12 protein-coding genes are annotated in these 13,827 nt (G+C 72.4%); 8 read left to right on the forward strand and 4 right to left on the reverse strand.

Annotation, left to right across the window (positions count from 1 at the left end; genetic code table 11):
- Positions 1 to 9: 9 nt before the first annotated feature.
- From K8Z49_RS01555 to K8Z49_RS01580, 6 genes are all read left to right on the forward strand, one after another.
- A complete protein-coding gene (locus K8Z49_RS01555; protein WP_024936375.1) occupies positions 10 to 1,209 on the forward strand; it encodes an acyl-CoA dehydrogenase family protein in 1,200 nt (399 codons plus the stop codon).
- Positions 1,206 to 1,985, forward strand: a complete 780-nt coding sequence (locus K8Z49_RS01560) for an SDR family oxidoreductase (protein ID WP_021598128.1) — start codon at positions 1,206 to 1,208, stop codon at positions 1,983 to 1,985. The genes K8Z49_RS01555 and K8Z49_RS01560 overlap by 4 nt, the downstream gene beginning before the upstream one ends.
- Positions 1,986 to 1,996: 11 nt before the next feature.
- Positions 1,997 to 2,614 carry a TetR/AcrR family transcriptional regulator gene (locus K8Z49_RS01565; protein WP_021598127.1) on the forward strand — a complete coding sequence of 206 codons (618 nt, stop codon included), beginning with the start codon at positions 1,997 to 1,999 and terminating at the stop codon, positions 2,612 to 2,614.
- Positions 2,615 to 2,638: 24 nt separating this feature from the next.
- Positions 2,639 to 3,793 carry an acetyl-CoA C-acetyltransferase gene (locus tag K8Z49_RS01570; protein WP_021598126.1) on the forward strand — a complete coding sequence of 385 codons (1,155 nt, stop codon included), beginning with the start codon at positions 2,639 to 2,641 and terminating at the stop codon, positions 3,791 to 3,793.
- 2 nt (positions 3,794 to 3,795) lie between these two features.
- Positions 3,796 to 4,962, forward strand: coding sequence for an NADH:flavin oxidoreductase (locus K8Z49_RS01575; protein WP_021598125.1), 1,167 nt, complete (start codon positions 3,796 to 3,798; stop codon positions 4,960 to 4,962).
- Between the two features lie 150 nt (positions 4,963 to 5,112).
- Complete coding sequence (locus tag K8Z49_RS01580) at positions 5,113 to 5,919, forward strand: FAS1-like dehydratase domain-containing protein (protein ID WP_083598327.1); 807 nt, start codon at positions 5,113 to 5,115, stop codon at positions 5,917 to 5,919.
- On the opposite strand, the gene K8Z49_RS01585 is transcribed toward K8Z49_RS01580, so the two are convergent.
- From K8Z49_RS01585 to K8Z49_RS01595, 3 genes are all read right to left on the reverse strand, one after another.
- Positions 5,916 to 7,580 (reverse strand): glycerol-3-phosphate dehydrogenase/oxidase, encoded by a 1,665-nt coding sequence (locus K8Z49_RS01585; RefSeq protein ID WP_021598123.1) that lies wholly within the window; start codon positions 7,578 to 7,580, stop codon positions 5,916 to 5,918. The genes K8Z49_RS01580 and K8Z49_RS01585 overlap by 4 nt on opposite strands.
- 104 nt (positions 7,581 to 7,684) lie before the next feature.
- Positions 7,685 to 9,202, reverse strand: a complete 1,518-nt coding sequence (gene glpK, locus K8Z49_RS01590) for a glycerol kinase GlpK (RefSeq protein WP_024936374.1) — start codon at positions 9,200 to 9,202, stop codon at positions 7,685 to 7,687.
- Between the two features lie 45 nt (positions 9,203 to 9,247).
- Positions 9,248 to 10,078: an MIP/aquaporin family protein gene (locus K8Z49_RS01595; RefSeq protein WP_021595882.1), complete on the reverse strand. Its 831-nt coding sequence runs from the start codon at positions 10,076 to 10,078 to the stop codon at positions 9,248 to 9,250.
- A gap of 247 nt (positions 10,079 to 10,325) precedes the next feature.
- Between K8Z49_RS01595 and K8Z49_RS01600 the strand changes: the two genes are divergently transcribed.
- Positions 10,326 to 11,093, forward strand: a complete 768-nt coding sequence (locus tag K8Z49_RS01600) for an IclR family transcriptional regulator (RefSeq protein WP_024936373.1) — start codon at positions 10,326 to 10,328, stop codon at positions 11,091 to 11,093.
- A 57-nt stretch (positions 11,094 to 11,150) separates the two neighbouring features.
- Positions 11,151 to 12,677 (forward strand): glycerol kinase GlpK, encoded by a 1,527-nt coding sequence (glpK, locus tag K8Z49_RS01605; protein WP_250370275.1) that lies wholly within the window; start codon positions 11,151 to 11,153, stop codon positions 12,675 to 12,677.
- Here the strand turns inward: glpK (K8Z49_RS01605) and K8Z49_RS01610 are convergent.
- Positions 12,674 to 13,825, reverse strand: a complete 1,152-nt coding sequence (locus K8Z49_RS01610) for an acyl-CoA dehydrogenase family protein (protein WP_412517464.1) — start codon at positions 13,823 to 13,825, stop codon at positions 12,674 to 12,676. The genes glpK (K8Z49_RS01605) and K8Z49_RS01610 overlap by 4 nt on opposite strands.
- Between the last annotated feature and the right edge of the window lie 2 nt (positions 13,826 to 13,827).

Here is a 13,827-nt window from a genome sequence, read left to right on the forward strand (position 1 = left end):
GTTCGCCGCGTGGAGCAGAACGAGTCCCCGGCGGACCGGGCCTTCCGGGCGGAGGTCCGCGACTGGCTGCGCGGCAACCTGGCGGGCGAGTTCGCGCACGCCCGCGGGCTCGGCGGGCCCGGCCGCGAGCACGAGGCCTTCGAGGAGCGGCTGGCCTGGGAGCGGCACATGGCCGCGGCCGGCTGGACGTGCGTCGGCTGGCCCGAGGAGCACGGCGGGCGCGGCGCCACCGTCGAGCAGCAGGTGATCTTCCACGAGGAGTACGCGCTGGCCGGCGGCCCGGCCCGGGTCAACCACATCGGCGAGAACCTGCTCGGCCCCACGATCATCGCCTTCGGCACCGACGCGCAGCGCGCCCGCTTCCTCCCGCCGATCGTGGCGGTGGAGGAGCTGTGGTGCCAGGGCTACTCGGAGCCGGACGCCGGGTCGGACCTCGCCAACGTCCAGACCCGCGCCGAGCTCGCCGGCGACCACTGGCTGATCAACGGGCAGAAGGTGTGGACGTCCCTGGCCCTCGAAGCCGACTGGTGCTTCGCCGTCTGCCGCACCGAGCCGGGGTCGTCCCGCCACCGGGGGCTGTCGTACCTGCTCGTCCCCATGAAGCGGGACGGCGTCGACATCCGGCCGATCGTGCAGCTCACCGGCACCTCCGAGTTCAACGAGGTCTTCTTCGACGGGGCCCGGACCGATGCCGACAACATCGTCGGCGCGCCCGGCGAGGGCTGGAAGATCGCGATGGCGACGCTCGGGTTCGAGCGCGGCGTCGCGACCCTCGGCCAGCAGGTCGGGTTCCGGCGCGAGTTCGAGGGCGTCGCGGAGCTGGCCCGGCGCACCGGGGCCGTCAAGGATCCGCTGCTGCGCGACCGGCTGACCAGGGCCTATATGGGGCTGGAGATCATGCGGCTGAACGCGGTGCGCACCATGGCGGGCGTCGCCGCGGGCGCCCCCGGCCCCGAGTCGTCCATCTCCAAGCTCGTCTGGGGCACCTGGCACCGGGAGCTGGGCGAGCTCGCGATGGACGTCCTCGGTGCCGCGGGCATGGTCGCCGACGGGGAGCCGTACAACCTGAACGACTGGCAGCGGCTGTTCCTGTTCTCCCGCTCCGACACGATCTATGCCGGGTCGAACGAGATCCAGCGCAACATCATCGCCGAGCGCGTCCTCGGCCTGCCCCGTGAGCAGAGTGCGAGCAGAGAGGCCCGCGGATGACACCGCCCCCCTACGTCCCCGCGCACGGCCTGCTCAAGGACCGCGCCGTCGTGATCACCGCGGCGGCCGGGGCCGGGATCGGCGGCGCCGCCGCCCGCCGCTGCCTGGAGGAGGGCGCCCGCGTCCTGATCTCCGACGCGCACGAGCGGCGGCTCGCCGCGTCCGCGCGGGAGCTGGAGAAGGAGTTCGGCGACGGCCGGGTCGCCGCGCTGCCCTGCGACGTCACGTCCGAGGAGCAGGTCCGGGCCCTGTACGACCTGGCCATGGAGCGGTTCGGGCGCATCGACGTCGCCGTCAACAACGCGGGCCTCGGCGGGACCGCCGACCTCGTCGACATGACCGACGAGCAGTGGGGACGCGTCCTCGACATCACCCTCAACGGCACCATGCGCTGCACCCGCGCCGCCCTGCGCCTCATGCGGGGCCAGGGGTCGGGCGTCATCGTCAACAACGCGTCGGTGATCGGATGGCGGGCGCAGAAGGGCCAGTCGCACTACGCCGCCGCGAAGGCCGGGGTCATGGCGCTCACCCGCTGCTCCGCGCTGGAGGCCGCGGACTTCGGCGTCCGGATCAACGCCGTGTCACCGTCCCTCGCGATGCACCCGCACCTGGTCAAGGTGACCTCGGAGGAGCTGCTGGACGAGCTGACGCGCCGGGAGGCGTTCGGCCGCTACGCCGAGCCCTGGGAGGTGGCCAACGTTATCGTCTTCCTGGCCAGCGACTACTCGTCGTACATGACCGGCGAGGTGGTCTCCGTCTCCTCCCAGCACCCATAGGAACCACGACGATGAGTCCACGACGGCGCGACGCCGAAGGCACCGCCGCCGCCCGCGCGGGGCGGCGGGCCGAGCTGCTCGCCACGGCCGCCGAGGTGTTCGCCTCCCAGGGCTACTCCGCCACCACCGTCCGGCAGGTCGCCGACGCCGCCGGCATCCTCGGCGGCAGCCTCTACTACCACTTCGACTCCAAGGAGTCGATGGCCGACGAGATCCTGTCGACCTTCCTGGACGACATGTGGGCCGCCTACGACCGCGTCCTGGACGCCGGGCTCAACGCGCGCGACACGCTGGCGGCCATCGTCGTCGAGTCGTTCCGCTCCATCGACAAGCACCGCCCGGCCGTCGTGCTCTACCAGAACGAGTCCAAGCACCTGGCGACGAGCGAGCGGTTCCGCTACCTCCTCGACTCCCAGCGCCGGTTCGAGGAGATGTGGCTGACGCTGCTGGACCGGGGCGTCAAGGAGGGCGTGTTCCGCGCCGACCTCGACCGGAGCCTCGTCTACCGCTTCATCCGCGACACCGTGTGGGTCGCGGCCAACTGGTACCAGCGCGGCGGCCGGCTGTCCGCCGACGACATCGCCAAGCAGTACCTCGCCATGTTCCTCGAAGGCATCCAGGCGAGCTAGGCCCCTGTACGAAGGAGACCCCCGATGGCCGAGGCATACATCGTCGACGCGGTCCGCGCCCCCGTCGGGCGCCGCAACGGCGGGCTCGCCGGCGCGCACCCCGCGGACCTGGGCGCGCACGTGCTGACCGCCCTCATGGACCGCACGAAGGCCGACCCGTCCGCCGTCGAGGACGTCGTCTTCGGCTGCGTCGACACCCTCGGCCCGCAGGCCGGCGACATCGCCCGCACCTGCTGGCTCGCCGCCGGGCTGCCCGAGGAGGTCCCCGGCGTCACCGTCGACCGGCAGTGCGGCTCCTCGCAGCAGGCCGTGCACTTCGCCGCGCAGGCCGTCCTGTCCGGGACGTCGGACCTGGTCGTGGCGGGCGGCGTGCAGAACATGTCGCAGATCCCGATCGGGTCGGCGATGACGGCCGCCGCGCCGCTCGGCTTCACCGAGGGCCCGTTCGCCGGCTCCAAGGGCTGGACGCGCCGGTACGGCGACGCGGAGGTGTCGCAGTTCCACGGCGCCGAGATGATCGCCCGCGACTGGGACATCTCGCGTGAGGAGATGGAGGCGTTCGCCTACGAGTCGCACCGGCGCGCCATCCGCGCGATCGACGAGGGCCGCTTCGAACGCGAGATCGTCCCCTACGAGGGCGTCACCACCGACGAGGGGCCGCGCCGCGACACGTCCCCGGAGAAGATGGCCGGGCTGAAGACCCTCGTGGACGGCGGACGCCTCACCGCCGCCGTCTCGTCCCAGATCTCCGACGGCGCCGCCGCGCTGCTCATCGCGTCCGAGCGAGCGGTCAGGGACCACGGCCTCACCCCGCGTGCCCGCATCCACCACGTCTCCGCGCGCGGCGAGGACCCGATCAGGATGCTGTCGGCGCCGATCCCCGCCACGGCGCACGCGCTGAAGAAGACCGGGATGACCATCGGCGACATCGACGCCGTCGAGATCAACGAGGCGTTCGCGTCCGTCGTGCTCGCCTGGCTGAAGGAGACCGGCGCCGATCCGGCGATCACCAACCCCAACGGCGGCGCCATCGCCCTCGGCCACCCCCTCGGCGCCACCGGCGCCCGCCTCATGACCACCCTGCTCCACGAGCTGGACCGCACCGGCGGCCGCTACGGCCTCCAGACCATGTGCGAAGGCGGCGGTCAGGCCAACGTCACCATCCTCGAACGCCTCTGACCATGGACGTCTTCGAACCGGCCCGGCTCGGGCCGCTGACCCTGCGCAACCGCGTGATCAAGGCGGCCACGTTCGAAGGGATGGCGCCGCTGTCCCTGGTCACCGACGACCTGATCGAGTACCACCGGCGGCCCGCCGCCGGGGGAGTGGGCATGACGACCGTCGCGTACTGCGCGGTCGCGCCCGAGGGACGGACCGAGCGGGGCCAGATCTGGATGCGGCCCGACGCCGTCCCGGGGCTGCGGCGCCTCACCGACGCCGTCCACGCCGAGGGCGCCGCCGCGTCCGCGCAGATCGGCCATGCCGGGCCCGTCGCCGATTCCAGCTCGACCAGGCTGCCCGCCATCTCGGCCGGACGGTTCTTCAACCCGCTCGGCATGGCCTTCACCAAGGTCGCCACCGCCGCGGACATCGAGCGCGTCACCCGCGCGCACGCGGCGGCGGCCCGGCTGGCGATCGAGTCCGGCTTCGACGCCGTCGAGATCCACTTCGGGCACAACTACCTGGCCAGCGCGTTCCTCAGCCCCCGGCTCAACCGGCGCAAGGACGGGTTCGGCGGCCCGATCGAGAACCGCGCCAAGGTCGCGCTGGGCATCGCCCGCGCGGTCCGCGACGAGGTCGGCGACCGGATCGCGATCACCGGCAAGCTCAACATGCGGGACGGCGTCCGCGGCGGCCTGGAGATCGACGACAGCCTGTACGTCGCCCGGAGGCTCCAGGAGGACGGCACCGTCGACGCGCTCGAACTGACCGCGGGCAGCTCACTGCTCAACCCGATGTACCTGTTCCGCGGCGAGATGCCGATCCCGGAGTTCGCGGCGAGCTACAAGCTGCCGATGCGCGTCGGCATGCGCGTGTTCGGCAAGAGGTTCCTGCGCGCCTACCCCTACAAGGACGCCTACCTGCTGGAGCACGCCCGCCGGTTCCGGGCCGAGCTCGACCTCCCGCTGATCCTGCTGGGCGGCATCACCGACCGCGCGTCGATGGACCTCGCGATGGCGGAGGGGTTCCAGTTCGTCGCCATGGCCCGCGCCCTGCTGCGCGAACCCGACCTCGTGAACCGCATCGCCGCCGACCCGTCCACCCCCTCCCTGTGCATCCACTGCAACCGCTGCGTCCCCACCATCTACCAGGGCACCCACTGCCCGGTCAGCACGGAGTCCGTTTGATCCGAGGTGCGCTCCGACGACCCCCATGACCTGCCGCGCGCCGGGGTGCGTCCTCCGCGACCGATCCCGCCGAGGCCCGTCGGCCGTGGGAGCTGTCGGCCGAGCCGACCGGGGTCAACGCGTTCGGATGACGCCTGCGACGATGGGGCCGTGATCGATATCGCGGGATGGGCTCCGGAGCCGCAGGAGATGAGCGAGGTCATCGACGCCGGGCCCTCGGTGGCGCTGGCGGGCGTGCTCGATGCGGAGCCGCCGGGGGAGGGGCTGCCGCCGCTGTGGCAGTGGCTGCACTTCCTGGAACGGCCCGCGCAGCGGGACCTGGGGCCGGACGGGCATCCGCGCGAGGGACGCTTCCTTCCGCCGATCCCCGAGCGACGGCGCATGTTCGCCGGCGGACGGTTCAGAATCCACGAGCCGATGCGCGTCGGGGAAACCGTGACGCGACGGTCCGAGCTCGTCTCGACAGCGGTGAAGCAGGGCCGCAGCGGCGAGATGCTGTTCGTGACCGTCCGGCACACCTTCCTCCGGGACGGGACCGAGATCGCGGTCGAGGAGCAGGATCTCGTCTACCGCAGCGGTGACGCGGCGTCCCGCCCGCCGGCGGTGTCCTTCGAGGCGCCCGAGGCTCGGGCTCCATGGACGCTGAGCATGACCGCCGACCCGGTCATGCTGTTCCGGTTCAGCGCGCTCACCTACAACGCCCACCGCATCCACTACGACGAGACGTACGCGACCGGCGTGGAAGGGCACGGCGGGCTCGTCGTCCACGGGCCGCTGCTCGCGATCCTCTGCCTGGAACTGCCGCGCCGGGCGGGCCTGAAGGTGAACGAGCTGTCGTTCCGTGCCCGCAGGCCCGTCTACGCGCGGCAGCCGTTCGTGGCGGCCGGCTCCCCGGAGGGAGAGCTGTCCATCGAGGCCCCGGGCGGGGTGACCGCGATGACCGCCGCGTTCGCCTAGGCGGCGGTGACCGGCGCCTCCTCGGTGACCGGTCCGCCGCGCCGCTCCGACGCGATCCACAGGACGTACCGCTTGATCTCGTCGGCGACGTCCTCGTCGCTCCAGCCGAGCACCGGCGCGATCAGCTCCGCGACGCGGGACGCCGCGGCGACGCCGCCGTCCCACTCCTCGATCGAGACGCGCAGCCGCCGCGCCAGGACGTCCTCCAGGCGCAGCGCGCCCTCGTGCGTCACCGCGTAGACGGCCTCGGCGCACAGGTAGTCCTCGGCGCCGGGGATCGGGGCGCCGAGCGCGGAGCTGTCCGCGACCAGCCGCAGGACGTCGCGGGCGCACGCCCCGTACCGCCGCAGGAGGTGCTCGACCCGCGCGACGTGCAGGCCGGACTCGCCCGCGAGCCGGCGCCGCTCGTTCCACAGCACCTCGAACCCGGTCGCGCCGAGGATCGGGAGCCGTCCGGTCACCGACGCGGGGACCGAGTCGTCCAGCCGCTCGGCCACGACGTCCACCGCGTCCCGCGCCATCACCCGGTAGGTGGTGAACTTCCCGCCGGTGACGACGACGAGGCCCGGCACCGGTTCGGCGACGGCGTGCTCGCGCGACAGCCGGGTGGTGTCGTCCATCTCGCCGGACAGCAGCGGCCGCAGCCCGGCGTACACGCCCTCGATGTCGTCGTGCGTCAGCGGGGTCCGCAGCACGGCGTTCGCCTGGTCGAGGAGGTAGCCGATGTCGGTGTGCTCGGCGACCGGCCCGTCCGGCCCGTCCTCGTGCGGAGTGTCGGTGGTGCCGACGAGCCAGTGCCGCCCCCAGGGGATGATGAACAGCACGCTCTTGGACGTCCGGGTGATCAGGCCGGTGTCCATGGGGATCCGGTCGCGCGGGACCACGAGGTGGACGCCCTTGGACGCCTGGACGCCGAACGCGGGCCGGGACCCGGTCATCGCCTGCGCGCCGTCCGTCCACACGCCGGTCGCGCACACCACGCTCCGGGCCCGCACGTCGATCTCCCGGTTGCCCTCCAGGTCCAGGACGCGGGCGCCGGTGACCCGCTCGCCCTCGCGGAGGAAGCCGGTGACCTCGGCCCGGGTGGCGACGCTCGCGCCGTACTGCGCGGCGGTCCGGGCGACCATCATCGTGTAGCGGGCGTCGTCCACCTGCGCGTCGTAGTACTGGACGGCGCCGACCAGCGCGTCCGACCGCAGCGCCGGGGCCTCCCGCAGGGCGCCGCGCCGCGTGAGCTGGCGGTGCCGGGGCAGCGAGCGGGCCCCGCCCATCGTGTCGTAGAGGGTGACGCCGGCGCTCACGTACGCCCGTTCCCAGACCCGGTTGCGCAGCGGGTACAGGAACTGGACGGGGCGCACCAGGTGCGGCGCGAGCCGGTGCAGCAGCAGGCCGCGCTCCCGCAGCGCCTCCCGGACCAGCCCGAAGTCGCGCTGTTCGAGGTAGCGGAGCCCGCCGTGGATCAGCTTGCTGGACCGGCCGGACGTGCCCGCCGCCCAGTCCCGCGCCTCCACCAGCGCGACCGACAGGCCCCGCGAGATGGCGTCCAGGGCCGCGCCGGCGCCGACGATGCCGCCGCCGACGACCAGGACGTCGAACTCGGTGTCGGCGAGGTCGCGCAGCGTGTCCTCGCGGTACTGCGGGCCGAGGGCTACGGATGTCACTGCATGCTCCCGAAGAAGATCGGTTCAAGTGTGCGATGGCCGGGTTGCGGCGGGTCGTCGTCCGGATGGCCATCCGGACGACGACCGGCCGCGGCCAGGTGCCGTCAGTCCAGATCCACCCAGTCGAGGGTGCGGTCGACGGCCTTCTTCCAGCCGGCGTAGCCGGTCTGGCGCTGGTCGTCGTCCCAGGTGGGCTGCCAGCGTTTGTCCTCGTTCCAGTTCTGGCGGAGCTCGTCGGTGTTGTTCCAGAATCCGACGGCGAGGCCGGCGGCGTAGGCGGCGCCGAGCGCGGTGGTCTCGGCGACGACGGGCCGCGACACCGGGACGCCCAGGATGTCGGCCTGCATCTGCATGCACAGCTCGTTGGCCGTGATGCCGCCGTCCACCCTCAGCGTGTCGAGGGCGACGCCGGAGTCCTCGCGCATCGCCTCGACGACGTCGCGGGACTGGTAGCAGATCGACTCCAGGGTGGCGCGGGCCAGGTGCGCGTTGGTGTTGAACCGCGACAGCCCGACGATCGCGCCGCGCGCGTCCGACCGCCAGTACGGGGCGAACAGCCCCGAGAACGCCGGGACGAAGTACACGCCGCCGTTGTCGTCCACCTGCCGGGCCAGCGCCTCGCTTTCGGACGCGCCGGAGATGATGCCGAGCTGGTCGCGCAGCCACTGCACGGCCGACCCGGTCACCGCGATCGACCCTTCCAGCGCGTACACCGGCTTCTCGGAGCCGAACTGGTAGCAGACCGTCGTCAGCAGGCCGTTCTTCGACCGGACGAGCTCGTTGCCGGTGTTGAGCAGCAGGAAGTTGCCGGTGCCGTAGGTGTTCTTGGCCTCGCCCGGCGCGAAGCACACCTGCCCGACCGTGGCGGCCTGCTGGTCGCCGAGCGCGGCGGTGAGCGGGATCTCGCCGCCGAGCGGGCCGTCCGCGCGGGTGACCCCGTAGGCGTCCGGTGCCGAGGACGGTTTGATCTCCGGCAGCATCGACCGCGGGATGCCGAAGAACGACAGCAGCTCGTCGTCCCAGCCCAGCGTCTCCAGGTCCATGAGCATCGTGCGGCTGGCGTTGGTCGGGTCGGTGACGTGCACGCCGCCGTCCGTCCCGCCGGTCAGGTTCCACAGGATCCACGAGTCGGTGTTGCCGAAGATCGCGTCGCCGTTCTCGGCGGCCTCGCGGACCCCGTCGACGTTCTCCAGGATCCACTGGATCTTGCCGCCGGAGAAGTACGTGGCCGGCGGGAGGCCGGCCTTGCGGCGGATGACGTCGCCCTTCTCGTCGCGTTCGAGGGCGGAGGCGATGCGGTCGGTGCGGGTGTCCTGCCAGACGATCGCGTTGTAGTACGGGCGGCCGGTGCGCCGGTTCCACACCACGGTCGTCTCGCGCTGGTTGGTGATGCCGAACGCCGCGAGGTCGGTGTGGCTCAGGTTCGCCTTGTTCAGCGTCGACTGGATGACGGCGCGGGTGCGCTCCCAGATCTCGGTCGGGTTGTGCTCGACCCAGCCGGCCTGCGGCAGGATCTGCTCGTGCTCGAGCTGGTGGCGGGCGACCTCGTTGCCGCCGTGGTCGAAGATCATGAAACGGGTGCTGGTCGTGCCCTGGTCGAGGGCGCCGACGAAGTCAGCCATGCGTACGGCCTCCTGGAGTGGTCGTGGCGGGCGGGACGGGCCGGTTCACGCCGTCTCGTACTGCGGCTCGGGCTTCGTGGGGGGCTGCTCGGTGCTCTCGTCCTCGCTCGGCAGGAAGCGCCCGATGAGCAGCTTGTAGAGGCCGACCCCCAGCACGCCGCCGATGATCGGGCCGATGATCGGCACCCAGAAGTAGAGATCGCCGTACTGGTCCCGCCACGCGCCCCCGTAGCCGGTGAGGAAGGAGGCGAGCCGCGGGCCGAAGTCGCGGGCCGGGTTGATCGCGTACCCGGCGTCGGTGCCCCACGCCATGCCGATCCCGACCACCAGCAGCCCGATCAGGAAGGGGGCGAGGTTGGCCAGCGGCGGGGAGTTGCGCACGTCGGTGAGCGCCTTGATCACGAAGAGCAGGATGGCGGTGCCGATGATCTGGTCGCGGAACGCGCCCCAGGTGCCGACCGGGAGCGTCCCGTTGCCGGGCAGGGTGGAGAAGACGCCCTGGGTCTTGATGGTGTGGCCGGGGTCGACCTTGGCCAGCACCTCGCTGTAGTTCCAGCGGACGAGCAGCGCCGCGACGAACGCCCCCGCGGTCTGCGCCGCGATGTAGGGCGCCGTCTTGCGCCAGGCGAACTCGCGGAACGCGGCGAGGGCGATGGTGACGGCCGGGTTGATGTGGGCGCCGCTGATCCGCGCCGCGACGTAGACGCCGAGCGTGACGCCGAGGCCCCAGGCCCAGGCGATGCTGTCGTGGTCGCCGATCTCGGCGGCGGCGACCTGGGCGACGACGCCGACGCCGAACAGGATGAGGATCATGGTGCCGGCGAACTCGGCGGCGAGCTCACCGGCCAGGGTGGGGATTCTGGGTCGTTCCGCCATGGGCACTCCTCGGCAGGTGGGGTGGACGCGAGCCCCGTGAGGCTGGACTGGACGCTAAGCCGGGAGGAACCGCCTTACAACGGGAGGCTGCCGACAATGTCGAACACTTTCGCCGTGGCCTGGCGCCCGTTACCCTCCCCCATGTGCACCAGATCACAGAATCCGGGCAGTTCGGGGCGCATAGGACGGTGATCGCGGCGGCCGTCGACATTGTCGGCACCTCGCCGGGCGAACTACCATCGAATTCATGCCCGGACCTGTGCAATCGATCGAGCGGGCCGCGGCGATCCTGCGCCTGCTCGCCGCCAGTTCGGGCCGGCTCGGGGTCGGCGAGATCGCCACGTCGCTGGGCCTCGCCCGGGGCACCGCGCACGGCATCCTGCGCACCCTGGAACGCGTGGGGTTCGTGGAACAGGACGACGGCACCGGCAAGTACCAGCTCGGCGCCGCCCTGCTGCATCTCGGCACCAGCTACCTCGACGTCAACGAGCTGCGGTCCCGCGCCATCAACTGGGCTGACGCCCTCGCCTCGCGCAGCGGCGAGGCCGTGCGCATCGGGACGCTGCTGGACGGGAAGGTCCTGGTCGTCCACCACGTCTTCCGGCCGGACGACACGCTCCAGGCGATGGACGTCGGGTCGCTGCTGCCGCTGCACGCCACCGCGCTCGGCAAGACGCTCCTCGCGCACGACGCCAACGCCGCCGCGTCCATCCGCGATACCGTCCTGGAGTCCTACTGCCGGCGGACCATCACCGATCCGCGGGAACTCGCACGGGCCGCCACCCGGGTCCGGGAGAACGGCTGGGCCGCCGAGACCGAGGAGCTGTCGATCGGCGAGGCCGGCATCGCCGCGCCGATCCGCGGGTACGGAGGGCTCGTCGTCGGGGCCATCGGGATCTCCGGCGCGGTCGAGCGGATCTGCGACTCCCGCCGCGTTCCCGAGCCGCGGCTCGTCGCGTTCGTGCGGGACGCGGCCCGCGCGGTCTCCCGGGACCTCGGCGGTTCGCGCTGGTGACGCGGGCACGGCGGCGCGTGGCCGGAGACGGGCGCGGCCAGGGGGAGGGGGCCGATCGTGACCGAACGGTTTGTGATGTCGATCGACCAGGGCACCACGTCGACGCGGTGCATCCTGTTCGACCACGGCGGCCGCCTGGTGTCGGTGGCCCAGCGCGAGCACCGGCAGCACTTCCCGAAGCCCGGCTGGGTCGAGCACGACCCGATGGAGATCTGGCGCAACCTCGAGCGGATCGCCCCGGAGGCGCTCGCCCAGGCGGCCGTCACGACGAACCAGGTCGCCGCGGTCGGGATCGCCAACCAGCGTGAGACGACCGTCCTGTGGGACCGGCTGACCGGCGTCCCGATCGGCCGCGCCATCGTCTGGCAGGACATGCGGACCGGCCCCCTCGTGGACGAGCTGGGCCGCGCCCCCGGCGCCGCCATGGTCACCGAGCGCAGCGGGCTGCCGCTCGCGACCTACTTCTCCGCCCCGCGCATCCGGTGGATGCTCGACCACACGCCCGGCCTGCGGGAGCGCGCCGAGCGCGGCGAGGTCCTGTTCGGGACGATGGAGAGCTGGCTGATCTGGAACCTCAGCGGCGGCGTCGACGGCGGGGTCCACGTCACGGACGTGACCAACGCCAGCCGTACCCTGCTGATGGACCTGCACACGCTGAGCTGGGACGACGGCCTGCTCGACTTCTTCGGCGTGCCGCGGGCGATGCTGCCGGAGATCAGGTCGTCCACGGAGACCTACGGGACGGCCCGCCGCGTGTTCCCCGGGGTGCGCGTCGGCGCGGCCCTCGGCGACCAGCAGGCCGCGCTGTTCGGCCAGACGTGCTTCGCCCCGGGCGAGACCAAGTGCACCTACGGGACGGGCGCCTTCCTGCTGATGAACACCGGCACCACGCCGGTCAAGTCGGACAACGGGCTGCTCACGACCGTGGGCTACAAGATCGGCGACGACCCGGCCGTGTACGCGCTGGAGGGCTCGATCGCGATCACCGGCGCGCTCGTCCAGTGGTTCCGCGACGGCCTCGGGCTGATCACCACCGCGCCGGAGATCGAGACGCTGGCCCGGTCGGTCGACGACAACGGCGGCTGCTACATCGTCCCGGCGTTCTCCGGCCTGTTCGCGCCGCACTGGCGCAGCGAGGCCCGCGGCATCATCGTCGGCCTCACGTCCTACATCACCAAGGGGCACCTGGCGCGGGCCGTGCTGGAGGCGACGGGCTGGCAGACCCGCGAGGTCGTGGACGCGATGAACGCCGACTCCGGGCTCAGCCTGAAGGAGCTCAAGGCCGACGGCGGCATGACATCGGACAACCTCGTCATGCAGATGGTCGCCGACGTGCTGAACGTCCCGGTCGCGCGCCCGATGGTGGTGGAGACGGTGTCGCTCGGCGCCGCGTACGCCGCCGGGCTCGCCGTCGGCTACTGGGCGGGGCTGGAGGGGCTCCGGCGCAACTGGCACCGCGCCGCCCGGTGGGTCCCCGCGATGGAGCCGGGGCGGCGCGCCGCCGAGTACGACAACTGGAAACGCGCTGTGGAGCGCACGTTCGACTGGATCCGGGCCGGGGAGGACCCCGCCGCCGCGCCCTAGATCCGGTGGCGCTCGACGAGCTGCTTGACGATCACGTTGCGCTGGATCTCGTTCGTCCCCTCGCCGACGATCATGAGCGGGGCGTCGCGGAAGTAGCGCTCGACGTCGAACTCGGTGGAGTACCCGGCGGCGCCGTGGATGCGGACCGCGTCCAGCGCGGTCTGCATCGCCGCCTCGGACGCGTACAGCTTGGCCATGCCCGCCTCCATGTCGCAGCGCTCGCCCGCGTCCAGGCGCTCGGCGGCGTCGAGGGTCAGCAGCCGCGCCGCCTGGAGCCGGGTGGCCATGTCGGCGAGGTAGTTGCCGATGGACTGGTGCTGCCAGATCGGCCTACCGAACGCCTCGCGCTCCTGGGCGTAGCGCAGGGAGTCCTCCAGCGCGGCGCGCCCGACGCCCAGAGCGCGCGCCGCGACCTGGATCCGTCCCACTTCGAGGCCGCGCATCATCTGGACGAAGCCGCGGCCCTCCTCGCCGCCGAGGACCGCGTCCAGCGGCGCCTCGTAGCCTTCGAAGGACAGCTCGCAGCTCTCCACGCCCTTGTAGCCGAGCTTCGGCAGGTCGCGGGAGACCGTCAGCCCGGGGCCGTGCTCGACCAGCAGGATGCTGATGCCCCTGTGGCGCGGCGAGGCGGACGGGTCGGTCTTGCACATCAGCGCGATCAGGCCGGACCTGCGCGCGTTGGTGATCCACATCTTGGCGCCGTCGACGACGTACCGGCCGCCGTCCCGCCGCGCGACCGTGCTCATCGCCTGCAGGTCGGAGCCGCCGGACGGTTCGGTGAGCGCCATCGTGGCGCGCAGCTCGCCGGTCGCCATCCGGGGCAGGTGGCGGGCCTTCTGCTCCTCGGTGCCGAACAGCGCGAGCAGGTGCGAGACGACCGTGTGCCCGCCGAACGCGCCCGCGAGCGTCATCCAGCCCCGCGCCAGTTCCTCCGTGACGAGCGCGTAGCAGGCCTTGGAGACGCTGACGTCGCCGTACGGCTCGGGGACCGCTAGGCCGAAGACGCCGAGTTCCTTCATGCGGTCGATCAGCCGTGCGGGATAGGCGCCCGCGTGCTCCAGCTCCCGGGCGGCCGGCCGGACCTCCCGGTCGACGAAGTCCGCGACGACCTCGACGATGGCGCGTTCCTCGTCGCTGAGCGTGACCACGG

It is taken from the genome of Actinomadura madurae (assembly GCF_047130825.1).
Classification (GTDB): domain Bacteria; phylum Actinomycetota; class Actinomycetes; order Streptosporangiales; family Streptosporangiaceae; genus Spirillospora; species Spirillospora madurae.